Raw genomic sequence first — 25,819 nt, forward strand, 5'->3', positions numbered from 1 at the left:
AGAGTTGGGGACCATGCTTGAACTGCGAAAAATGACCAAAATGCTGGGAGATAAACTGATACTGCGAAACATCACCCTTAAACTCCAAAAAGGGGAGATCCTCGCGGTAATAGGGCCAAACGGTGCCGGGAAAAGTACGTTTTTCAAATGTACGGTCGGATTGCTGCAGCCTACAAGCGGAGAGATTCTCCTTGATGGAAAGCTCGTCAGGAAAAACTCTGCACAGATCAAGCAGCGGATTGGGTTCTTAGGTCATGAATCCTTCCTGTACAATAACCTGTCCCCGCTCGAGAATCTTAGATTTTACGGAAAGCTTTACAAGGTGAAGGACCTTGACAGGAAAGCGAATGAGCTTTTAAAGGAGGTTGGGTTGTACCTGTTCCGCGATATGCCAATCCGCTCATTCTCAAGAGGGATGCTGCAGAGGCTGGCGATTGCCAGGGTGCTGCTGCCTGATCCCGAAATCCTGATGCTCGATGAGCCGCACACCGGACTTGACCAGGAAGCCGTTGCGCTCCTGAATCAAATCATTAAAAACAAACGGAACAGCGGAACGTCCATCCTCATCATCTCACATGATTTTGAACAGGTGCATGCCCTTGCTGACAGGGCTGCCCTGCTGAAAAAGGGGAGAATCATCGCGACCAGGCCACTTGGTGATGGGATCAGCTTGGCAGAGATGAAGCAATGGTATGAATCAGAGGTGAAGAGCTCATGATGTCGATTCTTCTAGATGCCTGGACGATTGCCAGCAAAGACCTTCGCAATGAAATTAAGACAAAGCAGACGATTGGGATGATGGTCATTTTCTCCAGTCTGGTTGTCCTCATTTTCAGCTTTGCCTTCGATCCAACCAACAATATGGTGAAGGCTGTCATTCCAGGTCTGGTCTGGCTGATCACTGTCTTTTCCGGGATTCTTGGCCTGAACCGCTCGTTTCTTTCGGAGCATGAAAATGATGCCCTGACTGGACTGCGCTCGGCACCCATCGATCCTTCGAGTATTTATCTGGGGAAGGCGCTGGCGAATTTCATCCTCGTCACAGCTGTTCAGCTTGTGAGCATTCCGGTGCTGTTCCTGCTGTTCGACTACCGCTTCTTTGGGAAAATAGGCTGGTTCATTCTCGTTGTCGTCATCGGGACACTGGGCTTTATCATTGTCGGCACATTCCTGGCTGCCCTGTCAGCGAATGCCAAAAACAGTGAAATGTTATTGCCGGTGTTGCTGCTTCCGCTTTTAAGCCCATTGCTGATTGCCGGAGTCCAGGCGACAAGAATCGTTCTGGAAAATGAAGTGATTGCTGATGCAGCGTCATGGATCAGATTAATGGGAGCTTATGACCTGTTATTTTTAGCCGCATGCTTTTTCTTATTTGAATTTATTATGGAGGGATCTTGATGAAAAAAAATGCTGGTTTGATTGACCGAATCTTGCTGTTTACGCTGATACCATCATTTTTTATCGCGCTTTACCTGATTTTCATCTGGTCGCCTGTTGAAAAAATGATGGGTGCCACGCAAAAAATATTCTACTTCCATGTTGGCAGTGCCTGGGTCGCCTTCCTCGCTTTCGGTGTAGTTGGTTATTACAGTGTGAGAGTGCTGATAAAACCAAGGCTTCAGTACCATATCAATGCCGGAATCTCAGCTGAAATTGGCGTCCTTTTCACGACAATCACATTAATCACCGGGATGATCTGGGGAAAATCAAGCTGGAATACATGGTGGACATGGGAACCCCGCCTCGCGACAACACTGATCCTCTGGTTCATATACGTCGCTTATCTTTTCGTCCGCAAGATGGACGGTTCAATGGAAAAAATCGCAAGGCTGTCAGCTGTTTTTGGCATCGTTGGTGTCATCAATGTGCCAATTGTCTTCATGGCGATTCGCTGGTGGAACACGAAGCTTCATCCAATCGTGTTCGGTGAAGGCAAAAACCAGTCAGGAGGCGGGATCGAGCCTGACATGCTTGTCACCTTGCTGTTCTCGATTTTTACGATCACCTTGTTGTACACGTTCCTGATGCGAAAAGGCATCGAAATTGAAAAAATGAGACATATCGTCAAAAAGGCTAAGTCAAAAGCAATTGAAAAGCTTGCGGGCTAACTATTAAGGAGGAATGGAAAATGACTTACTTATTCATGGGTTATACAGTGATCTGGACGTTGATAGCGGGATATGTCGTTGTGCTTGGCCGCCGCCAGAAGCAGCTGAAAAAAGAGATCGAAATACTGGAAGAATGGAACTCAGATTTTTAAAAAGCGGGTGATGAAAATGGGCAAAAAAATCGTTCCGGTCATCGTGATTGCTGCTGTCATCGGAGTCCTTGGCTTTTTGGTCAGCGGACTGGGCGGGAAAGCATCCGCCCAGCCTGGTGACCAGTCGATCGATTTTGAACTGCAGGATATCGACGGCAATACTTATAAACTTTCTGATTTTAAGGGCCAGCCGGTCGTCCTGAATTTTTTCGCGACATGGTGTGCGCCATGCATTGATGAAGCGCCTGAATTGGAAGCTTTCGGCAAAGAATACAAGGATGCAAAACTTTTGATCCTCGCAAAAGGCGAATCGAAAAAACGGATGGAAAAATATATCGGAGAAAGTGGCTCTAAGCTTACGTATCTTTTAGACACAAAAGAAGACATCTCTAAAGATTACAATGTGATCGGACAGCCTGAGACCATCATCATTGACGGGGACGGCAAGATAGTCGAACGCTTTTCCGGGCCGACAACGAAGGATGATTTAATCAGTCTGATCCAGGAAAAAGTTTCACCATGACCTTGGTTAAAGCACAATCGTGTTTTAATAAGGCTGTTTTCGTATGAATGCGGAAACAGTTTTTAGTAGTTGGCTATAAGGGAGGTGAAAGAGAATGCTGAAAAAGCTGCTGGGAATAGACAAAAAGATGCTGTTATTCATTGGTGTGTTCGCTGGAATCATTGTTTCGGTCGTCACTGTCAAGACACTCGCTTATACGGATTCACCTGAATTCTGTTCAAGCTGCCATATCATGACAGAGGTCCATGACTCGTTTTCCGATTCCAACCACGCCGGTCTGGCCTGCGGGGACTGCCATTTGCCACACGAGAATATGGTCAAAAAATATACCTATAAGGCAAAGGCGGGCATGACACATGTGTATTTCAATACACTAGGGGAAGCAAAAATACCGAAGGTGCTCCACGCAACAGAAAGCTCTGACGAAGTCATAAATGAAAACTGTATCAGCTGCCATGAAAATACACTGGAAAATATATCGCATGATGCTAAAGACAGCTGTTCAAGCTGCCACCAGGCAGTGCCGCATGGAAAAGGCTTCAAGACAGAGGATTATTTTAAACCGCCTAAACCAGGCGAGCTTTTAGAGAAAAAAGGAGGTACGATGAACAATGGCTAGAAATTTCCGCTGGGCATATTTGCTCCTTGCGGCTGTCATGCTCATCATTACAGGCTGCTCCAGCTCGGATGAAGAAGCCACTTCAGCCAGTGAGCTAAAAACGGGGCTTAGCAAAGATGAAATCAGCAATGAAGCCTTCAAGGATCTTTTCCCGCTTCAATATGACAGCTACAAACAAAACGAAAAGATGGAAGACACAAAATACAGCGGTTCCGTGAAACGAAGCAAATTCGACCATGACAAGGAACCGTATTTGCCAGTCCTTTTTAACGGCTATGGCTTTGCGACTGAATACAATGAAGATCGCGGCCATATTTACGCGAATGAGGACGTCCGGGCGATCGCGAGGATCACTGACAAGTCGGTCGGTTCCTGCTTGACATGTAAATCGACTGCCGTACCGCACATGATCGAGGAAATGGGTGACGATTACTGGAGCGGCAATTTTAACAAAGACATCTGGCCGAAAGCAGAAGCAATGGGCCATTCGCCAATCGGCTGTTCAGACTGCCATGATCCGCAGACGATGGATTTGCGCGTCACACGCCCAAGCTTCATCAAGGCAATGGAATCACAGGGCATCGACATGTCCAACCCAACAAAGAATGACATGAGGAACTATGTTTGCGGACAGTGCCACGTAGAGTACTACTTTGCAGCTGACAATAGTGAAGTTACCTATCCTTGGGCGAATGGATTCAAGCCTGAAGATATGTATGAATACTATGAGACAACTGCCAAGGAACAAGGTTTTGAGAAAGACTGGGTTCACAATATTTCCGGAACGCCAATGCTGAAATCCCAGCACCCTGACTTTGAGACACATATCGAAGGTCCGCATGGCGAGGCTGGAGTCACATGTGCAGACTGTCACATGCCATATGACAGAGTAGACGGCAAAAAGAAAATCAGTTCACACTGGTGGACATCGCCTCTGAAGACAATGGATCAATCCTGCGCAACCTGCCATACCAACAGGGATATGGATGAGCTGAAAGAACGCGTAATCGGTATTCAGGATACTCATATGGAAGCCCTTCATAAGGCCGAGGATATTTCGATTACCTCACACTATTACGTGAATAAGATGATCACATCAGGAGTAAGCGAAGAAAAAATAAAGCAGGCTCAGGAGCATATCAGAAAAGGACAATGGTTCTGGGATATCGTAGCGGCTGAAAGTTCGGCTGGTTTCCATAATCCGCAGGGATCAATGGATTCATTGAGGATTTCGACTGAAGAATCAAACGCAGCCATCAATATTGCCATCGAAGAATTGACCAAAAAAGGCGTCAATTTAGAAGAGGTCAAGACAGAGATTGAAAAGGTGAAGAAGGCTGTTTACGACGAAAAAGATAACTTCAAGAAGAAAGACAAAGCAATCAACAGTTACTTCCCGGCCCAACAGCCAGCTCCAAAAAAATAGAGAATAGTAAATTTAGAGAATAGATAAATAGGAAAACACTGTGCAAATGCTAGTTTGTACGGTGTTTTCTTTAGTTTTGCAGAAAACATGAGAAGTGTCAATCATCCTTGATTAGTTTTTTTATTGATTAAATGGAATCGGGCGAAAACACCGTTTGATTTGATAAAAACACGTCTGGATTCTGCATTGATTTGGGGTAAGTTTTGCTTGGTTCCACGAATAAAGTCTACAATTCAAGAAAAATCCTATGTTATTAAGCTTCAATTCCGCGAAAACACTACTAGATTCCGCGAAAGAACAACCCAATTCCGCGAAAATCACAGGTAATTCCGCGAACTGGAAATAATCAAATATTTTTTCCAATTTCACTACCAAAAAAATAGAAAATTAATTTCAAATCCCTGTATAAATTCCTATTGCAACCCACGATAAAAACCACTAAAATTACTTTGGTATTGCATTGGAAATTTAATTTATATACTGTTTGGATAACTATATATGTTTTTCTTAATCCAGCTCCAGCGCCTAGCCCCTCGAGTCACTTGTCTAGTGTCGCCTCCTAGAAACTCCGAAACTTCAACTCCGCCTGCAGAAGCAAAAAGCGCTTCTTTGTCGGAGTCTCCAGTTTCTGCGTTTCTGGGCAGTCGGCTATTCTTTTCGATTTCGGTCCGCCCAATGAAGTCAAAGAACGACTTCACCGGTCGGCCCTCCAGTGCTTGTCGGGGCTGAACGAGGCGCTTTCGCTTTTTGTTTTTTCGAAATTAATTTAGTGAAAGAAGGCGTTATATGATGCCTAGAGCCTTGTGGCTTTTGATTATCGGGATGGCAGTCAATGTTACTGGTTCCTCTTTTTTATGGCCTTTGAACACAATCTATATACATGAGCACCTCGGCAAATCATTGTCTGTTGCTGGAATCGTATTGATGCTGAATTCAGCTGCCAGCGTCATCGGCAATCTTTTTGGCGGGAGTCTTTTTGATAAAATCGGCGGCTACAAATCTATCATTCTTGGAATCAGCATCACCATTTTGGCACTGCTTGGCTTGACTTTTTGGCCTGGCTGGCCGCAGTATATTTTCTTTTTGACATTGGTTGGCTTTGGTTCTGGAATCGTCTTTCCGGCTATGTATGCAATGGCTGGGTCGGTCTGGAAAGAGGGTGGCCGCAAAGCATTCAACGCTATTTATGTGGCTCAGAATCTTGGGGTCGCGGTTGGGGCAGCGCTTGGCGGGCTTGTCGCATCCTATTCATTCCAGCTGATTTTCATAGCGAACGTAGCTATGTACCTGATTTTCATGGTGATTGCTATTTTGGGCTATCGCAGCATCGACACCAGGGCTGCGATGCAAACGAACGTCCTCCAGGAAAACGGCGCGGTAAAAAGCCATACTAAGCTGTATGCTCTTTTGATCCTGTCTGTTGGCTATTTGCTTTGCTGGGTGGGGTACGTACAATGGCAAACAACGATTGCAGCTTATACTCAGGAATTGAATATTTCCTTGAACCAATACAGCATTCTCTGGACAATTAACGGCGCATTGATCGTCCTTGGCCAGCCAATTGTGAACAGGCTGATCAAGCCGTTCCAGAATAAGCTGAAGCTGCAGATCATCATCGGAATGGTCATCTTCATGGTTTCCTATGCAGTGGCTGCGGGAGCTCAAGCGTTCTCTGGCTTCGTTGCTGGCATGGTGATCCTGACGATTGGGGAAATGCTGATCTGGCCGGCCGTTCCGACCATTGCAAATGACCTGGCGCCAAAAGGACGGGAAGGCTTTTACCAGGGAATCGTCAACAGTACCGCTACGGGCGGAAGGATGATTGGCCCGCTTATGGGCGGAATCCTTGTCGACCTGTACGGTATGCCCATGTTATTCGCAATCCTGATTGCGATCATGTTTATCGGGATTTTCACTACACTTGTTTACGACCGGAAAATGAAGGTATCTCATAATGTTGCTGCACAAACGCAAAGTTAAAAGAATCTCAAAACGTGCAGCACAAGCCTAAAAAACAACAGGGAGCTGGGCCGAAGGGGGTCCAGCTCCCTTTCTAATCAGTCACAAAATATGCATTTTTTCTCGATAAAAAATGCATATTTTGCATCTAATATAGGAATGTGGGATTATGATATAATCATACTTTGAAAGATAAGGGGGTGAATGGGTTGAAATTTAAAATTCTAGGAATGGCGTTTTTGGCTGCAGGACTGTTAACTGCCTGCAATGGCGGAGAAAAATCTGCTGAACCTGAAAAACAACAACAAAACATCAAGGAATTGGTGAGTGATTACAGCGCGGGCAAAAACAAGGACCACAAGGCATCCATCACCTCACATGAGCTGACGATTGCTGACAGTGAAGGGGACAAGCAAGTCTATGACATCTCAGAAGAAGACTTCTTCGTCTCAATCGCACCTTATGAAAATCAAACCCATCCTTGAACGAATCATAGCTTGACAGGTTGTCAAGGTGAATTGGTTGAAAAAGAGTTTGATGTATATATTGAGGATGAGGAAGGAAACGTAGTTGTTGACGAGAAGATGATGTCCCAGCCGAACGGCTTCATCGATTTATGGCTTCCGCGTGATAAAAAGTACAAAACAAAGATTGGATATGACGGTAAAAGTGTTGAATCAGAAATATCCACTTTTGAAAACGATGCGACCTGCATCACGACCATGCAGTTAATGTAGACGAAAGCGCCTTTTCAGGTGCTTTTTTTGAATCCGTTATTATTTTCAGAAAAATGTGATAAAATCAAAAGAAAAACCAGGTGGCGGATTATGAATACAAAGCTTTTACATATCCCTGCGGACATTATTGAAACTATCGTCGAGAATGCATTTGAATGGCTTGTGGTCGTGGATCAAGAAGGAAGGATCATTTATATCAACCATAATTATTGTGAATTCCTTGAAGTCAATCGGGAAGAAACGATTGGCCGGCATGTGACACAAGTGATCGAGAATACCAGGATGCATATTGTGGCCAAGACCGGCCAGGAAGAACTGGCCGACCTGCAATATATCAAAGGCAATTACATGATTGCCAACAGGGTGCCCATCATCAAAAATGGCGAGGTAGTTGCAGCGTTCGGCACTGTCTTCTTCAGGGACACACAGGAATGGATGAAAATGGACAGCCATGTAAAAAGCCTGCTCACGAGAATGCAGCCCTACATTCAAAAAATTGATTCTGGCGTGAAATATACGCTCGATGACATCCTTGGCGAGTCGCAGCAGATTGTCAGTTTAAAAGAGAAAGTGAAAATGGTGTCAAACAGCGATATTTCAATTTTGATCAGGGGAGAGAGCGGCACAGGGAAGGAATTGTTTGCCCACAGCATCCACCAGTTAAGCAGCCGGAGCCAGAAGCCTTTCATCAAGGTAAACTGCGGAGCAATCCCCGAAAACCTGCTAGAATCCGAGTTGTTTGGCTATGAGGAAGGAGCTTTTACAGGCGCGAAAAAAGGCGGGAAAAAGGGGAAATTCCAGCTGGCAAATGGCGGCACCCTCTTCCTTGACGAGATTGGCGACATGCCGCTGAGCATGCAGGTAAAACTGTTGCGTGCCTTGCAGGATGGAGAGATTGAACCGATTGGCTCTACTAAACCAGTTTCAGTTGATGTAAGGATCATTGCTGCCACAAACAGGCCGCTTGAGAACATGATCGAGGAGAAACGATTCAGGGAGGATTTATTTTACCGGATCAATGTCGTCCCTTTCAGCGTCCCTCCATTAAGAGAACGTGCGGAGGACTTGAACCTTCTGATCGCCTATTTTATCGAAAAGGTCACAAACCGGTTAGGCAAGCGGATTGCAGGAATGGAAAGAAATGTGATGGAAATCCTGAAATCATACAGTTGGCCGGGGAATATCCGTGAACTGCAAAATGTCATCGAAGCTGCCGTTCATTTGACTAAAGGAGAACAAATTACGCTGGATTCTTTGCCGGATTACCTGCAATCACAGACAGCGATTTATCGATTCAAGAACAAGAAGCTAAAAGATATTGTTGAAGAAACAGAAAAATGGGTATTGAAGCAAAGTCTTGAAAGGAATAATGACGACAAAATGCTGATGGGCAGGGAGCTGGGGATCAGCAAATCAACACTTTATGAAAAATTGAATAAATACGGTCTCTTGTAGTCCGGAAACTTGGAATGCTGTCCGAGTTTCCGGACTTCCCTGTTTTCTAGCAATATTTAAAAGGGTTCCCACTGTATGAATGGTGTTTATCAGTGGGAAAAGCACAGCTCAAAAAAACAGATTCCTATTAAGTAAAAGGAATAGAAGAATGCTAGAGTCCGGAAATCCGGAAAAGGGTGACTGAAAATTATGAATACATACCGATCCGCCTGGTTCGAAAAGTTGGCACGATAGTTGCAATAAGATAATACAGCAATTTTATTCTAGTCTTTTGTAAGCGTTACCATCACATTTGGCAAGGAGGGCAGTTTTTTTTAGTTGTTCACTTTAACATAACAAGGGGGAAAAAAGAATGCTGAGTATGATTGGATTGATTGGCGGTCTGGCTTTATTGATTTACCTGACGATGAGAGGGATGAACCTGCTTATTGTCGGGCCGATTTCCGCGTTGTTTGTAGCTGTGTTCAGCGGGATGCCGCTGTTTCCGCAGCTGGCTGAAGAAGGGGCGGCTAACTTTGTCGGGAACTATATGTCTGGTTTTTCGGGTTTCGTTACCGCATGGTACATGATGTTCCTGCTTGGGGCGATTTTTGGAAAGGTAATGGAAGATAGCGGCGCAGCAGACAGCGTATCTGAGTTCATCGTCGAGAAGCTGGGGATGAAATATGCCGTGCTAGCGATTGTCGTTGCCTGCGCTGTGTTGACATATGGCGGGGTGAGCTTGTTTGTCGTAGCATTTTCTGTTTATCCAATGGCATTAAGCTTGTTCAGGCAGGCCAATTTGCCAAGACGTTTCATTCCGGCTGCATTGGCCTTCGGTTCGGTTACATTCACAATGACTTCTGCAGGTTCTCCGGAAATCCAGAACTGGATTCCGATTGAGTTCCTCAATACTTCTCCGCTTGCAGGCTGGGAGGTCAGCGCCATCGTTGCCGTCTTTATGATGATCTTTGGATACTGGTGGCTGAAACGAATGATCACAAAAGCCATCGCAAAAGGAGAGAAATTTGAAGCGAGGAAGACCGATCCAATGTTGGAAAAACGAGAGTTGCCACATCCTTTGATGGGACTGATTCCTTTGGTTGTGGTGTTAGTAATTTCATTCGTTTTCCATGACTCATTAAAACAATCAGCACTCATCATAGCTCTGCTTGGCGGGGTTGTATCCGCTTATTTGCTAAATCGCAAGTACTTCAAAAATTTCTGGGAAGCACTATCAGAAGGCACGATGGGCGCTTTGATAGCGATCGGCAACACTGCTGCCGTTGTAGGATTTGGCGGCGTGGCGAAGGCAGTTCCGGCTTTCCAGACAGCGGTTGATGCGATGACGAATATACCTGGAAGCCCGTTGATCGGAGCGGCGATTGCCGTCAGTGTCATTGCCGGGATGACTGGTTCGGCTTCCGGAGGTCAGGCAATTGCACTTCCATTACTTGCACCTCACTATATGGATATGGGCGTCAATCCGGAAGCATTGCACAGGGTAGCGGCCATTTCCTCGGGAGCGCTAGATTCTCTGCCGCATAATGGTTATGTGGTCACGACTGTCAGGGCGATTTGCGGCGAGTCCCATCAGGATGCCTACAATCCAGTGGCAGCAGTGACCGTCATTGTACCGCTGATTGGTGTGGCAATCGCGATTGTTCTATTTACACTAGGATTAGGTATTTAAGGAAAGGAGCTTCCCGATGGTAAAAGATAAAGTAGTCCTGATAACCGGTGCCGCCCAGGGAATCGGGTATGAGATCGCAAAAAGTTTTGCTGAACAGGGCGGGAAGGTATTTTTAACGGATTTACAGGAAGGAACGGTGGAAGAAGCAGCAGCTTGTTTGCGTGAATCAGGATTCGAAGCTGCTGGCTGGAAATGTGATGTTACCAGCGAAAAAGACATTGAGCAGGCAGTTGTGAAATGCGTCGACCACTTTGGCCGTGTCGATGTTCTTATCAACAATGCAGGTCTGCAATATGTATCCATGATTGAAGACTTCCCAACGGAAAAATTTGAATTGCTGATAAAAGTAATGCTCACAGCCCCGTTTGTAGCCTTGAAACATGTATTGCCGGTCATGAAAAAGCAAGGTTTTGGCCGGGTAATCAACATGGCATCAATCAATGGGCTAGTGGGGTTTGCTGGTAAGGCAGCTTATAACAGTGCCAAGCATGGGGTCATTGGTTTGACGAAGGTAGCTGCACTTGAAACCGCAGAGCACGGGATCACCGTCAACGCCGTCTGCCCGGGATATGTCGATACTCCATTGGTCCGCAATCAGCTATCAAGCCTGGCGGAGACAAGGAATGTCCCACTTGAAAAAGTGCTCGAAGAAGTCATTTTTCCGCTCGTGCCGCAGAAACGCTTGCTGACTGTCGAGGAAATCGCCAGTTATGTTCAATACCTGGCCAGTGATGCTGCAAAAGGAATCACCGGCCAGGCCGCCGTCATAGATGGAGGGTATACGGTTCAATAATACTCAGGGTTCTAATTGAGGATCGGTTTTTATTTCCAATATAAGGATGCCGGTGCAATTCGGGGATAACCATGCAATTAGCAGTTGGAGCTTGTAATATAACTGGGTTAATGTGCAATTTACGAAAAAATGAGCCGGCTTCCTTTTTGGGAGACCGGCTTTAAAACTTAAAAACTATAAATCCTCGATCACAATATATGTCGCTTTAACAGGTCCATGAACTCCGACGACAAGGTTCAATTCGATATCGGCTGAGTTGCTCGGTCCGGTGATGAAATTGACGCAAGATGCAACTTGCTTGCCGGAAAGGTGCATCTCCCGAAGTTTGCGGGCAGCCTGGGTGATCCTTGGCACAATTGTGCTCTTTGGAATGAGTGCAATATAAGTGGCAGGCAGGAAACTGACGGTCCGGCCTTTATCTTTATCGCTTAATAATACGACTGTCCCTGACTCAGCGAGGGTCATTTCGCTGATGGTGAGTCCGACATTCGCTCTTTCAGCCTGGCGGATGTTTTCCTTGCCTTTTGTATGGTCCCATTCATAGACTTCGATGTTTTTCGAAGGCCATTCTTGCTTCATCAGGGAGTCAAGACCCCATTTTGCGAATCGGTCATCCTTCCAGGAAACGACCGGTCCGCCTCCATAGTTGGTTACAACTTCATTCAAGGTTTCAGGCAGATTCTTGGCATCTGTCATGACCAGGCTTGTGTGGATTTTAAGACATTGAGTTTTCAGGACATCAATCAATTCATCTGGTGTCGCATCCTTTAAAACTTCATCCTGCGGACCGTGCTTCCAGACTGGCGGCTTGATGTTGCCGGTTATACGGTTTCTTCCGAGCGAACTTGCGATATTATTTAAAAACGCTTCACGGTTTTGGATTGTTCCTGTCATGATTCATTGCCTCCTTTTTCCCTGTTTTTGAACCAGTCTCTGAATCTTTCTTTATTCGGGGCAGGGAATTCCCTGATCTCAGTCCAGGCTTTCAATGGGCCGGGGCCGTTTGAAATTTTATCGCCGGTTGTGAATGGATTCATCGCTGCAGGAGCAACCTTTGACCCCAGTTTGTACAGCATCGGGGATGCGGCTCCAAGACCGAAAGCCTTCATGGCGAGTTTCTCGGAAATAGGCGCTTTTCCTTCCTCCTCGACAATTACCTGCCGATGTTTATGCAATAGCTGGTGAAGGGGTATTTTTACAGGACAAACATCGGTACAGGCTCCGCAAAGGGTGGAAGCATAGGGAAGCTCCTTATACTGATCGTATCCTCCGAGCAACGGCGATAGAACAGCTCCGATCGGCCCTGAATAAATCGAACCGTAAGAGTGTCCGCCGACATGTCGGTAAACCGGGCAAGTATTGATACAAGCAGCGCAACGGATACATTGGAGGACAGACTGGAATTCGCCTCCAAGAATTTTTGAGCGTCCATTATCGACGATGACGAGGTGGAATTCCTCAGGACCATCGACATTATGATCTTCCCGTGGACCAGTCAGTACAGTGATATAGCTTGTCAGCTTCTGGCCGACAGCGCTTCTTGTCAACAGGCTTACGAGCACTTCCATTTCCTCGAATGTGGGAACAAGCCGCTCCATCCCCATAACCGTGATTTGGGTTTTTGGGAGGGAGGTAACGAGGTCGGCATTTCCTTCATTGGTCACAAGGCTGAAGGAGCCTGTCTCGGCAACGGCAAAATTGCAGCCGGTAATCCCGATATCTGCTGTCAAATATTCCTGCCGGAGCATTTCGCGTGCATGCCAGGCCAGTTCTTCCGGTTTTTCCGTTTTTTGATAGCCAAGCTTCTTTGTAAAAACGTCCCTGATTTGCTCCTTGTTTTTATGCAGGGCAGGAACGACAATATGTGATGGCGGATCATGGTCATCAACCTGGAGGATGTATTCGCCAAGGTCCGTTTCTACAACGGTGCAACCAGCCTGTTCAAGCGTTGTGTTCAAACTGATTTCTTCCGTGACCATTGATTTGGATTTTACGATTTTTGTTGCATTCTTTTTTTCGACAACGCCTTTTATATATTCATTAGCGTCTTCGGCAGTCTGTGCAAAGAAAACATGGCCGCCGCGCTTTGCAACGTTCTCACTGAGCTGTTCAAGGTAAAAGTCAAGATTTTCGAGGACATGCTGGCGGATTTCTTCGCCATGGCTGCGCCAATCTTCCCAGTTTCCCATTTCTTCAGTAACATCCTGTCTCCGGGTGCCCATCCGCTCCTGGGCTCCGGCAACTGCGCCCCTCATGAATGAATCATTTATACCCTGGTCCACACGCTCTTTAAAATTATCTGATCCAATTTTCATTGGCATAGGAAATTCCCCCTTTTCCAAGATTTATCGGCTGTTCAATATTTCTGCTATATGAAGCACCTTGATTGGTTTTCCTTGCCTTTCGATGCGGCCTCCAATGTTCATCAGGCAGCCAGCATCAGCTCCGATCAAATATTCGGCACCCGTTTCTTCTACATGCCGAACCTTTTCATCAACCATTTGCTCGGAAATCTGGGCCATTTTGACGGAGAAGGTCCCGCCGAAGCCGCAGCATTGCTCCTTGCCCGGAAGTTCTGTGAACTCGAGGCCCTTGACATTGCTTAATAGAATCATAGGGGCTTTTTTGACACCTAACAATCTCGTCATGTGGCAGGATGTATGATAGGTAACCTTGCCTTGAAAGCTGGCCCCGACATCTTCAATCTTTAAGACATTTACAATGAATTGCGTCAATTCATAGGATTTGGCCGCAAGTTTCTTCGCTTTTGGTTCCCAAACGGGATCTCCCTTGAAGACATGAGGATATTCACGGAACATGGTAATGCATGAACCGGAAGGGGATACGACGTATTCAGCATCAATAAATGTATCGATCATAGATTTCATTGCTTCTTTTGCTTCTTTCACATATCCACTGTTATAAGCTGGCTGACCGCAGCAAACCTGTGATTCCGGAAAATCGATTTCACAGCCAAGCCGCTCCAGCAGTTCGACTGTTGCTTTGCCCGCACTGCTCTGGAACATATCGACCAAACAAGTAGCAAAAAGGGTTACCTTCATTGTCCAACCTCTTTCCTGAATGATAATTAACAGGTCATCTGATGACCTGAATACTGTATTTGAAATTAATAGTACTACAAAAATATCTCTCTATGAAAGGGGTTTCAGAAAATTTTGTGTGAAAGATTGAATTTTAATCATAAAATAAAAACCACACTTCCAGGTGAGAAATGTGGTTAGAGTGTTGGTTTTGTTTTTGCCTGTTTAATGTATTTATGGAGAATGTCTTCCACACTCTCGATATGGTTTAGCATCAAATTCCTTGCCTCTTCGGAATCCTGCGCATGTATTGCCTCGTAGATGGCATAATGCTCATCATGAAGCCGGGCGGTCGTTGTTTGTTTCGAGTAAAGCCAGAGCCGGCGTGTTTCTTTCATCGTCTCGCCCATCAAGCCGGAAACATGGTTCATCAAGCTGATCAGCAGCGGATTATGCGAACTTTCGGCAATCGCCAAATGGAATTGCAGATCCGCTTTTTCTCCAAGCTCCTCATCGCCGTTAGCATGTTTCATTTCCTCCAGCGCCTCTCTCATTGTCTGCAGCTGCTTTTCAGTCCGTTTTTTTGCTGCTGAAAAAACAGTGCCGGCTTCCAGGATCTTCCTCACTTCCAGAAGATGCGCCGTATCATGGACATTCATCAGTATAGCAGTGGAAAGGGGGAAGCTGATTTGTTCAGTTTCAAATTCCCTGACATATGTCCCTTCTCCTTGCTTTATTTCAATGAGTCCCATAGCTCTTAAGGCACTCAATGCCTCCCTGATGGCAGAGCGCCCTACATGGAAATTCTCAGCCAGCTGCTGGACCGAATCCAGTTTATCGCCTGGTTTCAGTTGTCCAGACCTGATCATGCCATGGATTGTTTCGGCAACTTCTTCATATATCTTTTTAGGTTTGATTCTTTTATATTGCAAAGTAAAGCCTCCAAAGTTCGTTCTCTTGACTCCCATTATACAATTTTTCCTCAGCTCTGTAATATTGTTTATCACTATAAGCGGGAAATTTCAATTTAAAGAACCGTACTCGCTTCTGATTATATTTTACTAAATTTCAAAAAATATATTGATAATTTTGTAAAGTCCATTCTATAATTCAAATTAGTTAATGACCTAGTCATCAGATGACCTTATCATTATATGTAAGCGATTACTTGATGACTTTAAGCTGGAAAATGTTTTTAAAAGAAAAATCATCAAAGCAGGGGGTAAAGTATGTCGTTCACACAAAATTTCACAGCGGTAGGGGATAACCTGGCCTTGTCCGCAATCGTCGCACTGATTCCGATTTTATATTTCTTCTGGGCACTTGCTATCAAACAGATGAAGGGGTACATAGCGGGCCTGACAACACTTGCTGTTGCCTTGCTTATTGCAATTGTTGCTTTTAAAATGCCTGCGGGAATGGCTTTGATGTCAGCTTCACAGGGGGCAGTGTATGGTATCCTCCCGATTGGCTGGATCATCATTACATCCGTATTTTTGTACAAGCTGACAGTTAAAACTGGCCAGTTTGACATTATCCGCAATTCAGTACTGTCTATAACAGAAGACCGCCGCTTGCAGGCACTTTTGGTAGCGTTCTCATTCGGGGCATTTCTTGAAGGTGCCGCTGGCTTTGGAGCACCGGTAGCGATTTCGGCTGCTCTTTTGGTGGGATTGGGTTTTAGGCCGCTTTACGCTGCAGGACTTTGCCTGATCGCCAACACAGCACCAGTTGCATTTGGTGCGATTGGTATTCCGATTATTGCTGTTGAAGGCCCTACCGGCATTCCGGCGATGGAAATCTCAAAAATGGTCGGCAGACAGCTGCCATTCTTATCTGTCTTTATCCCATTCTACCTGGTCGTGATCATGGCAGGGTTCAAAAGGGCAATGGAAGTAATGCCAGCTGTCCTCGTTTCCGGAGTTTCATTTGCACTTACTCAATACGTGGCATCAAACTTCCTTGGACCGGAGCTGCCTGACATTTTATCAGCGCTTGTTTCATTGTTCGCGCTGGCAATCTTCCTCAAGTTCTGGAAGCCAAAGACTATTTTCAGATTTGATGCAGAAGAGGAAATGGCAGCCACATCAGCTGTTAATCTGCCAGTAAAAACAAAACAGCAGAATACGGGGGCACAAGTTTTCAAAGCCTGGTCCCCATTCCTTATTTTGACTGCAATCATTTCTGTATGGGGCATCCCTTCCATCAAGCTTGCCCTGATAGGCCATTATGAAGGAACAAATTCGATTTTAAAGGCAATCAACTCTTTAGGACATTCACTGACATATGCACCGGAAGTACCTTTCTTGAATAACAGAATCATCAATTCTGAAGGCGCCCCGATTGCTGCCGTATTTAAACTGGAGGTACTCGGAGCCGCAGGGACAGCGATTTTGATCGCCGCTATACTTACTAAATTCGTTGTCGGCATCTCCTGGAAAAACTGGGCTGCTACCTTTGGAGAGACGCTGAATGAATTAAAGTATCCTGTCATCACCATCGGTTCGGTCGTGGGATTCGCTTATGTGACAAATGCTTCCGGGATGAGCACGACACTTGGCATGACGCTTGCAAAAACTGGTGCTGTCCTGTTCCCATTCTTCTCTCCATTCCTTGGATGGCTTGGCGTTTTCATCACTGGTTCTGATACATCTGCTAACCTTTTATTCGGAAACCTGCAGAAAATCACCGCGACTTCCGTTGGCATGGATCCGATCCTTGCTGTGGCAGCGAACTCTTCGGGAGGTGTAACCGGAAAAATGATTTCGCCGCAGTCGATTGCCGTCGCCTGTGCAGCAGTAGGTCTTGCTGGAAAAGAATCCGAACTGTTCCGCTTCACGATCAAACACAGTTTGTTCCTTGTGACGCTGGTCGGAATTCTTACATTCCTGCAAAATAGCGTCCTGTCCTGGATGATTCCATAAAGATAAGTGAAAAATTTACAAGAAAAATTCCAGGCTTCTTTCAGTTTGAAAAGAAGCCTGGCTTTATTTATCTATTTTAGGGGGAACTTTCATGCTTCCAAACACAGTGAAAGAAAAAATAATCACAATCGTAACTGCTGCTAATTTTGATGATTCCAAAACGGGTCGGCTGGTCTATTCATATGATGCAACACCTAACTTTCAATCAATGCCGGATGCCGTTGTAAGTCCGCGGAACAAACAGGAGATATCTGAGGTTGTTAAACTTTGCAATGAATATAAAATTCCGATTGTGCCTCGCGGATCCGGGACGAATCTTTGCGCAGGCACTTGCCCGACAGAAGGCGGAATCGTGCTTCTTTTTAAACACATGAACAAAATCCTTGAGGTGGATGAAGAGAATCTGACTGCCACCGTCCAGCCCGGGGTGGTAACGCTTGATTTAATCAATGCGGTGGAACCAAAAGGGCTGTTTTTCCCTCCAGATCCTGGCTCTATGAAAATATCAACCATCGGCGGCAATATCAACGAAAATTCCGGCGGCCTGCGCGGATTGAAGTATGGGGTGACGAGGGATTACGTAATCGGTCTTGAAGCAGTGCTGCCAAATGGGGATATCATCCGTACAGGAGGGAAACTGGCAAAGGATGTCGCGGGATATGATTTTACCAGGTTGCTCGTCGGTTCCGAGGGTACGCTTGGCATCATTACTGAAGCTATCCTTAAATTGATTCCGATGCCTGAGACAAAACAAACGATGCTTGCTCTATATCAAGATCTTGGAGCGGCAGCTAAATCGGTATCAAAGATCCTTGCGAGCAAAATCATCCCTGCTACGCTGGAATTCCTTGATCAGCCGACTTTAAGGGTTGTCGAGGATTTTGCCAAAATCGGGCTGCCAACAGATGTTGAAGCGGTTCTATTGATCGAGCAGGATGGCCCGATTGAAGTTGTCGAGCGTGACATGGCCAGGATTGCCGAGGTGTGCAAAGAGGAAAAGGCTGTGTCTGTGCAGCTGGCGCAATCTGAAGCTGAGGCGGAAGCACTAAGGACTGCGCGCAGGAGTGCCCTATCTGCATTGGCCAGGTTAAAGCCGACGACCATTTTGGAGGATGCCACTGTGCCAAGATCAGAGATTGCCAGAATGGTCAATGCAATCAATGAAATCGCGAAAAAGTATGAGTTGGATATCTGCACGTTTGGTCATGCAGGAGATGGAAATCTTCATCCTACATGTCCGACTGATTCACGCAATCATGAGGAAATGGAACGGGTCGAGAAGGCATTTGCGGAAATTTTTGAGAAGGCAATCGAGTTTGGCGGTACAATTACGGGCGAGCACGGAGTCGGGGTCATGAAAGCACCGTATCTCGAGCTTAAGCTGGGAAAAGAAGGGATCGCAGCAATGAAGGCTGTGAAAATGGCACTCGATCCAAACAATATCATGAATCCCGGAAAGATTTTTGCGAAAGACAGCAGGAAACGAGTGGTGGTAACAAAATGACAACGGTACAGGAACAGCAAAGAATCCAGACACAATTCCAGGAAAAGATGAACCAGGATGAGCTATTGAACTGCATGCGCTGCGGGTTCTGCCTGCCGACTTGTCCCACCTATATCGAATCTGGCTATCAAGAATCGCATTCTCCCAGGGGCCGCATCGCTTTAATGAAGGCAGTAGTCGATGGCCTTATCGAACCTGATGAAGATTTTGAGCGGTCACTTGATCTTTGCCTTGGCTGCCGGGCATGTGAACCGGTCTGCCCGTCCGGGGTGAATTATGGACATCTTCTTGAAGATGCCCGGGATATTGTCAATCAAAACAAGAAATTCTCAATACCAGTCAAAATGGTAAGGAAAGCTGTTTTCAAAGGACTTTTTCCTCACCAGGAGCGGATGAGGGGGCTGACTGGCCTTATAGGCTTCTATCAGCGCTCCGGCCTGCAGAAGGTTGCACGCGGCATAGGAGTGATGAAGCTTTTCCCTGAATCGCTCGCCACGATGGAGAAAGTACTCCCTCAGGTGCCGACAATGAAGGAAATGAAAAATCGGCCTGAACTTCTTGAGCCCATCGGCCCGAAGACTCATAAGGTCGCATTCTTCAGCGGCTGCCTGATGGATACAATGTTCCTCGAAACTAACAATGCGACGATGAAGCTTTTGCAGCTCGCAGGATGTGAAATTGTCATCCCTAAGGATCAGGCCTGCTGCGGAGCGCTTCATGGACACAGCGGAGAAAAGGAAGATGCGAAAGCACTTGCGAGGCGGAACATTAAAGCCTTCGAGGATACCGGAGTCGATTTTATCATCACGAATGCAGGAGGCTGTGGCGCCTTCCTGATCGACTATGACCACTTGCTTAAAGATGATCCGGAATGGAAGGAAAGGGCACAGGCCTTTACTGATAAAATCAAGGATATATCGCAGATTTTGATGGAGGTCGGTTTTCATGAAAAAGTGAAGCTGGAACTGTCGCCGCAAACTATTACGTACCAGGATTCATGCCACTTGCGCAATGTGATGAAAACAGCTTCAGCGCCCAGGACGCTGCTGCAATCAATCAAAGGGGCAGAATTCAGCGAGATGCAGAATGCCGACCGTTGCTGTGGCTCGGCAGGAATCTATAATATTGTCGAAAGTGAAATGTCCATGCAGTTACTAGACTCCAAAATGGTTCAGGCAAAGGCCACCCATGCAACGACGATTGTAACCGCAAACCCGGGATGTCTGCTGCAGATGAAGCTTGGAATTGAGCGCGAAGGACTCTCTGAGAGAATGAGAGGCGTGCATATTGTGGACCTGCTATTGGAAGCTGCACAAACCGAGAAGTGATCTTTGAAGGCCCATCTCTATTTGCAGAGATGGGCACTTATCCATAAGGGGATTTAATTTTGCATGATGAACAGGTATAAAGACCCGCACCGCCAAGCCGGCTTATTCGTATAATACTCTCTATAATCATTTATTTTCCTCCCTGCTTGCATCTGCAAGGGAATTTTATTACAATATCCCTATATCATAATGAAAGACTTCGACAAGGAGTAGTAGTGGTGATAAACCTGAGGAAGAGAGCTGGCGGTTGGTGCAAGCCAGACGGGACCATCATGAACTCGCCTTTGAGTCGCAGACGTGAACACACAAGTAGCGTTTGCCGTTTTCCGCGTTAAGGATGAATGAAGCGAGTGTTACACACTAATTTGGGTGGTACCGCGGGAGATCATACATAACCTCTCGTCCCTTTTTACAGGGGCGGGAGTTTTTTATTTGCAAAAATTCATCCGCTAAAATAAATCGAAACCAAACAGGAGGACATGACGATGAGTTTCAACCATCAGGAAATCGAGAAAAAATGGCAAGCTTATTGGGAACAGAACAAAACGTTCAAAACAACTGAAGATAAAGGGAAAGAGAAGTTTTACGCGCTTGATATGTTCCCGTATCCATCAGGTGCCGGCCTTCACGTTGGACACCCGGAAGGATATACGGCAACAGACATCCTTTCCCGCATGAAAAGGATGCAGGGATTCAACGTCCTTCATCCAATGGGCTGGGACGCATTCGGACTGCCGGCAGAGCAGTATGCACTTGATACAGGGAATGACCCGGCAGAATTTACGGAGAAGAACATTAACACGTTCCGCCGCCAGATCAAGGCATTAGGCTTTTCATACGACTGGGACCGCGAAGTCAACACGACTGACCCTGAATACTACAAGTGGACTCAGTGGATTTTCCTTAAGCTTTATGAAAAAGGGCTAGCGTACATTGACGAAGTCGCTGTTAACTGGTGCCCGGCACTTGGAACAGTTTTAGCGAACGAAGAAGTAATCGATGGTAAAAGCGAGCGCGGCGGACATCCGGTGGAACGCCGTCCGATGAGGCAATGGATGCTGAAGATCACTGCGTATGCAGACCGTCTTCTTGAGGATCTTGATTTACTTGATTGGCCGGAGAGCCTGAAGGATATGCAGCGCAACTGGATTGGCCGTTCAGAAGGTGCGGAAATCACTTTCAACATCGAAGGACATGAGGGAACATTCACGGTTTTCACAACCCGTCCGGATACACTGTTCGGCGCAACTTACGCGGTGCTTGCACCAGAGCATCAATTGGTTGATAAAATCACTACTTCTGAACAAAAAGCTGCAGTAGAAAAATATATTGATGAAATCAAGAGCAAGAGCGATCTTGAGCGTACCGATTTAGCAAAAGACAAAACTGGAGTCTTCACCGGGGCTTATGCGATCAATCCAGCAAACGGCGAAAAAATGCCAATCTGGATCGCAGACTATGTTCTTGCGTCATACGGAACTGGCGCAATCATGGCAGTTCCTGCGCATGACGAGCGCGACTACGAGTTTGCTAAAAAATTCGAGTTGGAAATCAAGGAAGTTGTAGCCGGCGGAAACGTCCAGGAAGAAGCCTATACTGGCGACGGTGATCATGTAAACTCTGAATTCCTTGACGGCATGAATAAGGAAGATGCCATCAGCAAGATGATTGCCTGGCTTGAAGAAAAAGGCATTGGTACAAAGAAGGTCACATATCGCCTTCGCGACTGGCTGTTCAGCCGCCAGCGTTACTGGGGTGAGCCGATTCCAATCATCCACTGGGAAGATGGCACAATGACAGCAGTTCCAGATGATCAGCTGCCACTTGTCCTTCCTAAAACAACTGAAATCAAGCCATCAGGCACAGGCGAGTCCCCGCTTGCCAATATCGCTGACTGGGTGAATGTGGTTGACCCTGAAACAGGCAAAAAGGGCCGCAGGGAAACGAACACCATGCCGCAATGGGCTGGCAGCTGCTGGTATTACCTTCGCTACATCGATCCGAAGAATGATCAGGCGCTTGCCGATGAAGAAAAATTAAAGCAATGGCTGCCTGTCGATATTTACATTGGAGGCGCGGAGCACGCAGTACTTCACTTGCTTTACGCTCGTTTCTGGCACAAGGTTCTTTACGATGTGGGTGTTGTCCATACGAAAGAGCCATTCCAGAAGCTTTTCAACCAGGGGATGATCCTTGGTGAAAATAATGAAAAAATGAGTAAATCAAAAGGCAATGTCGTCAACCCGGATGAAATCGTCGGAAGCCACGGTGCGGATACACTTCGCCTTTACGAAATGTTCATGGGACCGCTGGAGGCATCGATTGCATGGTCAACAAATGGACTTGATGGATCACGCCGATTCCTTGACCGTATCTGGCGCCTGTTCGTCGATGAAAACGGAAGCCTGAGCTCGAAGATCAAGGATGTGGAAAACCAAAACCTTGAAAAAGTCTACCACCAGACGGTTAAAAAAGTAACAGAAGACTATGAAGGACTTCGTTTCAACACAGCGATCTCACAGATGATGGTCTTCATCAACGAAGCATACAAAGCTGAGGAACTTCCTAAGGGATATGTAGAAGGATTTGTGAAAATGCTTGCTCCGATTGCACCGCATATCACAGAAGAGCTTTGGGAAAAGCTTGGGCACAGCGAGTCTATCACCTATGCAGCATGGCCAGCATATGATGAAGCCAAGCTTGTTGATGACGAAGTCGAAATCGTTGTCCAGGTGAACGGCAAAATCAAAGCAAAAATGATGGTACCTGCCGATGCCAACAGAGAGACTCTTGAGCAGATTGCTATGGGCGATAATACCGTTAAAGAACAAATCGACGGTAAGACAGTCCGCAAAGTGATCGCAGTACCAGGAAAGCTTGTCAACATTGTCGCTAACTAATACGTTTTGCAAAGGATCGCTTTTGCGGTCCTTTGTTTTATAAAATTGAAATACCCCATGAGGTTTTTCCTTTGTATTATAAAAAGAGTTTTTATATAATAAATAGGGGAAAATACAATATGGTATTGGATCCTTGAATAATAAGGATAAATTTTATTGGAAATTGGAGGAAATGACTTATGAATAAAATTGAAACAATCTCAACTGAAGAGCTTCAAAAGAAACTGGAAGCAGGCGAAAAGCTTGAAATGGTTGACGTACGTGAACATGACGAAGTTGAATCCGGCATGATCCCTGGAGCCAAGCACATCCCAATGGGCGAAATCCCTGAAAGAATGAACGAATTCGACAAGGACAAGGAATATATCTTCATCTGCCGTTCAAGCGCACGCAGCGGCAATGTCTGCCACTACATGAACGAGCAAGGCTACAAAGTCCGTAACATGGTTGGCGGCATGATGAGCTGGGGCGGAGAAACAAAGCGCCCATAATTATAAAATTCTGAAAATCTGGCCAGAATGGATGGTAAAAAGGAAGGAAGATTACCTTGATCCAGGTCAGAGTGTTTGATCATGAGCATGAAAAAGATCTCGAACAGGATATGAACGTGTTTCTTGAAAAACTAGATGAAAAAAAACTGCTCGACATTAAATACAATGTCGCGGTCATACCTGAAGAAGAGGATGAAGAGCAGATTTACTGTTTTTCAGCCATGATTGTATACAGAGCCTGAGCCTTGAATCAGGCTCTGTTTTTATGTGAAAAAGATTCGTGACAAGGTACTAACGGGGAATAGTGTACGTCATCCAAGCCATGATGGACAAAAGCTGATGGAGACCGAACAAAAGTGTCCGTCATCAGCTCCATGACCGACAAAAATAGATGGAGAGCTAGCAAAAATGTCCGTCATCCAGTCTATGACGGCCAAAAGCTGGTGGAAACCGAACAAAAGTGTCCGTCATCAGGTCCATGACGGACAAAAATAGATGGAGAGCTAGCAAAAATGTCCGTCATCCAGTCTATGATGGCCAAAAGCTGGTGGAAACCGAGAAAAAGTGTCCGTCATCAGGTCCATGACGGACAAAAACGGATGGAGACCTAGCAAAAGTGTCCGTCATCAGGTCCATGACGGACAAAAACGGATGGAAACCGAGAAAAAGTGTCCTTCATCAATCCCATGACGGACAGAAAAACAGAAAAAAACAAAAAAAGTGTCCACCACGCAAAGTGCGTGTGGACACTAAATACAAATCTCTATTTCCTCAGCGCAAATCCAGCTGCATTGGTTCCGGCGAGCCTTCCGGTAACTAGCGCGGATGTGATATTGTATCCTCCTGTATATCCGTGGATATCGAGGATTTCCCCGCAGAAATATAGTCCTTCTGCTTTCTTGGATGCCATTGTTTGCGGCTCGACTTCTTTGACGGATACGCCGCCGCCGGTGACGAATGCTTTATCAAGCGGCAGAGTGCCGTTGACTTTGAACTCGAATTGTTTCACCGAACTCGCAAAGTTCCTGATCTTTTCATGTCCCAGCTGTCCGCCCTGCATTGCTGGGTCAATTTCATTCCGCTCAAACAGGAACAATAAATAGCGTTCAGGCAAAAGTCCCTTAAGCAGATTTTTCAGCGCTTTTTTTGGCTCAGCTTTTATCAACTTATTGATTTCCTGGAACAATTCTTCTTCCTTCATGTCAGGAAGAGCGTCCAGGGACATGACGATCTCTTTCAGATTCCACTTTTGCATCGCTTTGACGACGAACTGGCTGCAGCGAAGCACGGCAGGGCCGCTGATTCCGAAATGGGTGAAAATCATGTCCATCTTGTGTGTGATAAGCGCCTTTCCTTTAGGGTTCAGGACACTGAGCGCAATCCCTCTCAAGGAAAGCCCCTGCAAAATCTTCTCCTTAATAAAGGGTTCAGAAGAGGTTACGGGCACTTCTGTAGGGAACAGGGTGGTGATGGTGTGGCCTGCTTTTTCCGCCCAGGCGTATCCATCACCAGTCGAACCGGTATGGGGAACGGATTTCCCGCCTACTGCGATGATCACGCTGTCTGCTAAAATCCTGTCTCCATTTTTTAATTCCACTGAATCAACTTTTCCGTCCCTGTAATGCACATCGGCCACAGGAGTATTTGTCTTAATTTCTACTTTTAACTCTCTTAGCTTTGATAAAAGAGCATCGACAACCGATTGGGCTTTATCTGTGACTGGGAACATCCGGCCATGGTCCTCTTCTTTCAGCTTGATTCCGAGCCCTTCAAAAAATGAAATGATATCCTCATTGCTGAAAATCGAAAGGGCACTGTATAGGAATCGCCCGTTTCCGGGTATATGTTTAATGATTTCATCGACAGGGAGGCGATTTGTCACATTGCAGCGTCCGCCGCCGGAGATGGCCAGCTTTCGGCCGAGCTTGTCCCCTTTATCGATCAGCAGCACCTTTGCACCTTTCTCGCCAGCAGCAATCGCAGCCATCAAGCCAGAAGGCCCGCCGCCAAGGACGATTACATCGTATTTCATTGCTTCACCAACTTTTCGTTTCACTATTTATAAATGCAGTTGCGCACTTTTCTTATTATAATGCATCTCTTCTTTAAAAACATTTCCCTGACTGAGAAATTCAAATCTCTTCAGCCTGAAAACTGGCAGTCAGGCTGAAGAAGGAGTAAACTAGG

Annotated in this window: 24 protein-coding genes and 1 other annotated feature; of the genes, 18 read left to right on the forward strand and 6 right to left on the reverse strand. The window is 46.0% G+C overall.

Features of this window, described 5'->3' with window-relative positions:
• Positions 1-13: 13 nt before the first annotated feature.
• The 7 genes from ccmA (at position 14) to M3593_RS21020 (ending at position 4,828) form a co-directional block, all read left to right on the forward strand.
• Entirely contained in the window at positions 14-718 is a 705-nt protein-coding gene (ccmA, locus tag M3593_RS20990) for a heme ABC exporter ATP-binding protein CcmA (RefSeq protein WP_251544757.1), read from the forward strand.
• A complete protein-coding gene (locus M3593_RS20995; RefSeq protein WP_251544756.1) occupies positions 715-1,398 on the forward strand; it encodes a heme exporter protein CcmB in 684 nt (227 codons plus the stop codon). The genes ccmA and M3593_RS20995 overlap by 4 nt, the downstream gene beginning before the upstream one ends.
• Positions 1,398-2,108 (forward strand): cytochrome c biogenesis protein CcsA, encoded by a 711-nt coding sequence (gene ccsA / locus M3593_RS21000; protein ID WP_251544755.1) that lies wholly within the window; start codon positions 1,398-1,400, stop codon positions 2,106-2,108. The genes M3593_RS20995 and ccsA overlap by 1 nt, the downstream gene beginning before the upstream one ends.
• Positions 2,109-2,128: 20 nt before the next feature.
• Entirely contained in the window at positions 2,129-2,260 is a 132-nt protein-coding gene (locus tag M3593_RS21005; RefSeq protein ID WP_251544754.1) for a CcmD family protein, read from the forward strand.
• A gap of 16 nt (positions 2,261-2,276) precedes the next feature.
• Positions 2,277-2,783, forward strand: coding sequence for a TlpA family protein disulfide reductase (locus tag M3593_RS21010; protein ID WP_144477116.1), 507 nt, complete (start codon positions 2,277-2,279; stop codon positions 2,781-2,783).
• A gap of 94 nt (positions 2,784-2,877) precedes the next feature.
• Positions 2,878-3,402 (forward strand): NapC/NirT family cytochrome c, encoded by a 525-nt coding sequence (locus tag M3593_RS21015; RefSeq protein WP_144477119.1) that lies wholly within the window; start codon positions 2,878-2,880, stop codon positions 3,400-3,402.
• Positions 3,395-4,828: an ammonia-forming cytochrome c nitrite reductase subunit c552 gene (locus tag M3593_RS21020; RefSeq protein ID WP_144477123.1), complete on the forward strand. Its 1,434-nt coding sequence runs from the start codon at positions 3,395-3,397 to the stop codon at positions 4,826-4,828. Before M3593_RS21015 ends, M3593_RS21020 begins: the two co-directional genes overlap by 8 nt.
• A gap of 473 nt (positions 4,829-5,301) precedes the next feature.
• On the opposite strand, the gene M3593_RS21025 is transcribed toward M3593_RS21020, so the two are convergent.
• Positions 5,302-5,526, reverse strand: coding sequence for a hypothetical protein (locus tag M3593_RS21025; RefSeq protein WP_144477126.1), 225 nt, complete (start codon positions 5,524-5,526; stop codon positions 5,302-5,304).
• A 91-nt stretch (positions 5,527-5,617) separates the two neighbouring features.
• Between M3593_RS21025 and M3593_RS21030 the strand changes: the two genes are divergently transcribed.
• From M3593_RS21030 to M3593_RS21050, 5 genes are all read left to right on the forward strand, one after another.
• Positions 5,618-6,808, forward strand: coding sequence for an MDR family MFS transporter (locus tag M3593_RS21030; RefSeq protein WP_144477785.1), 1,191 nt, complete (start codon positions 5,618-5,620; stop codon positions 6,806-6,808).
• Between the two features lie 188 nt (positions 6,809-6,996).
• Complete coding sequence (locus M3593_RS21035) at positions 6,997-7,524, forward strand: CueP family metal-binding protein (RefSeq protein ID WP_251544753.1); 528 nt, start codon at positions 6,997-6,999, stop codon at positions 7,522-7,524.
• Positions 7,525-7,614: 90 nt separating this feature from the next.
• The gene (locus M3593_RS21040; protein WP_251544752.1) at positions 7,615-8,979 is read left to right on the forward strand and encodes a sigma-54 interaction domain-containing protein; all 1,365 of its coding nucleotides are present in this window, start codon (positions 7,615-7,617) and stop codon (positions 8,977-8,979) included.
• Positions 8,980-9,331: 352 nt separating this feature from the next.
• Positions 9,332-10,651, forward strand: coding sequence for a GntP family permease (locus M3593_RS21045; RefSeq protein ID WP_251544751.1), 1,320 nt, complete (start codon positions 9,332-9,334; stop codon positions 10,649-10,651).
• Positions 10,652-10,667: 16 nt separating this feature from the next.
• On the forward strand, positions 10,668-11,444 hold the full coding sequence (locus tag M3593_RS21050; RefSeq protein WP_251544750.1) for a 3-hydroxybutyrate dehydrogenase: 777 nt from the start codon (positions 10,668-10,670) through the stop codon (positions 11,442-11,444).
• Between the two features lie 174 nt (positions 11,445-11,618).
• On the opposite strand, the gene M3593_RS21055 is transcribed toward M3593_RS21050, so the two are convergent.
• The 4 genes from M3593_RS21055 to M3593_RS21070 all read right to left on the reverse strand — a co-directional run bounded on the left by M3593_RS21055 (position 11,619) and on the right by M3593_RS21070 (position 15,417).
• Positions 11,619-12,341, reverse strand: coding sequence for a LutC/YkgG family protein (locus M3593_RS21055; protein ID WP_251544786.1), 723 nt, complete (start codon positions 12,339-12,341; stop codon positions 11,619-11,621).
• A complete protein-coding gene (locus M3593_RS21060) occupies positions 12,335-13,765 on the reverse strand; it encodes a LutB/LldF family L-lactate oxidation iron-sulfur protein (RefSeq protein ID WP_144477144.1) in 1,431 nt (476 codons plus the stop codon). Before M3593_RS21060 ends, M3593_RS21055 begins: the two co-directional genes overlap by 7 nt.
• A gap of 24 nt (positions 13,766-13,789) precedes the next feature.
• Positions 13,790-14,506 (reverse strand): (Fe-S)-binding protein, encoded by a 717-nt coding sequence (locus M3593_RS21065; protein ID WP_144477147.1) that lies wholly within the window; start codon positions 14,504-14,506, stop codon positions 13,790-13,792.
• A gap of 176 nt (positions 14,507-14,682) precedes the next feature.
• The gene (locus tag M3593_RS21070; protein ID WP_285848151.1) at positions 14,683-15,417 is read right to left on the reverse strand and encodes a FadR/GntR family transcriptional regulator; all 735 of its coding nucleotides are present in this window, start codon (positions 15,415-15,417) and stop codon (positions 14,683-14,685) included.
• A gap of 297 nt (positions 15,418-15,714) precedes the next feature.
• On the opposite strand from M3593_RS21070, the gene M3593_RS21075 reads away from it, so the two are divergent.
• The 6 genes from M3593_RS21075 (at position 15,715) to M3593_RS21100 (ending at position 23,874) form a co-directional block, all read left to right on the forward strand.
• Positions 15,715-17,409 (forward strand): L-lactate permease, encoded by a 1,695-nt coding sequence (locus M3593_RS21075; RefSeq protein ID WP_144477152.1) that lies wholly within the window; start codon positions 15,715-15,717, stop codon positions 17,407-17,409.
• A 91-nt stretch (positions 17,410-17,500) separates the two neighbouring features.
• Complete coding sequence (gene glcD / locus M3593_RS21080) at positions 17,501-18,913, forward strand: glycolate oxidase subunit GlcD (RefSeq protein WP_251544749.1); 1,413 nt, start codon at positions 17,501-17,503, stop codon at positions 18,911-18,913.
• Complete coding sequence (locus M3593_RS21085; protein ID WP_251544748.1) at positions 18,910-20,241, forward strand: (Fe-S)-binding protein; 1,332 nt, start codon at positions 18,910-18,912, stop codon at positions 20,239-20,241. The genes glcD and M3593_RS21085 overlap by 4 nt, the downstream gene beginning before the upstream one ends.
• A gap of 190 nt (positions 20,242-20,431) precedes the next feature.
• Positions 20,432-20,651: a binding site (T-box leader), on the forward strand.
• Positions 20,652-20,726: 75 nt separating this feature from the next.
• On the forward strand, positions 20,727-23,141 hold the full coding sequence (gene leuS, locus M3593_RS21090) for a leucine--tRNA ligase (RefSeq protein ID WP_144477161.1): 2,415 nt from the start codon (positions 20,727-20,729) through the stop codon (positions 23,139-23,141).
• A 179-nt stretch (positions 23,142-23,320) separates the two neighbouring features.
• Complete coding sequence (locus tag M3593_RS21095) at positions 23,321-23,632, forward strand: rhodanese-like domain-containing protein (protein ID WP_144477164.1); 312 nt, start codon at positions 23,321-23,323, stop codon at positions 23,630-23,632.
• A gap of 56 nt (positions 23,633-23,688) precedes the next feature.
• Entirely contained in the window at positions 23,689-23,874 is a 186-nt protein-coding gene (locus M3593_RS21100) for a sporulation protein Cse60 (RefSeq protein WP_144477167.1), read from the forward strand.
• Positions 23,875-24,395: 521 nt separating this feature from the next.
• Here M3593_RS21100 and M3593_RS21105 read toward each other — a convergent pair.
• Positions 24,396-25,664 (reverse strand): BaiN/RdsA family NAD(P)/FAD-dependent oxidoreductase, encoded by a 1,269-nt coding sequence (locus M3593_RS21105; RefSeq protein ID WP_144477170.1) that lies wholly within the window; start codon positions 25,662-25,664, stop codon positions 24,396-24,398.
• Between the last annotated feature and the right edge of the window lie 155 nt (positions 25,665-25,819).

Source organism: Mesobacillus sp. MER 48 (assembly GCF_023714225.1).
In the GTDB taxonomy this organism is placed as follows: Bacteria; Bacillota; Bacilli; order Bacillales; family Cytobacillaceae; genus Mesobacillus; species Mesobacillus oceanisediminis_A.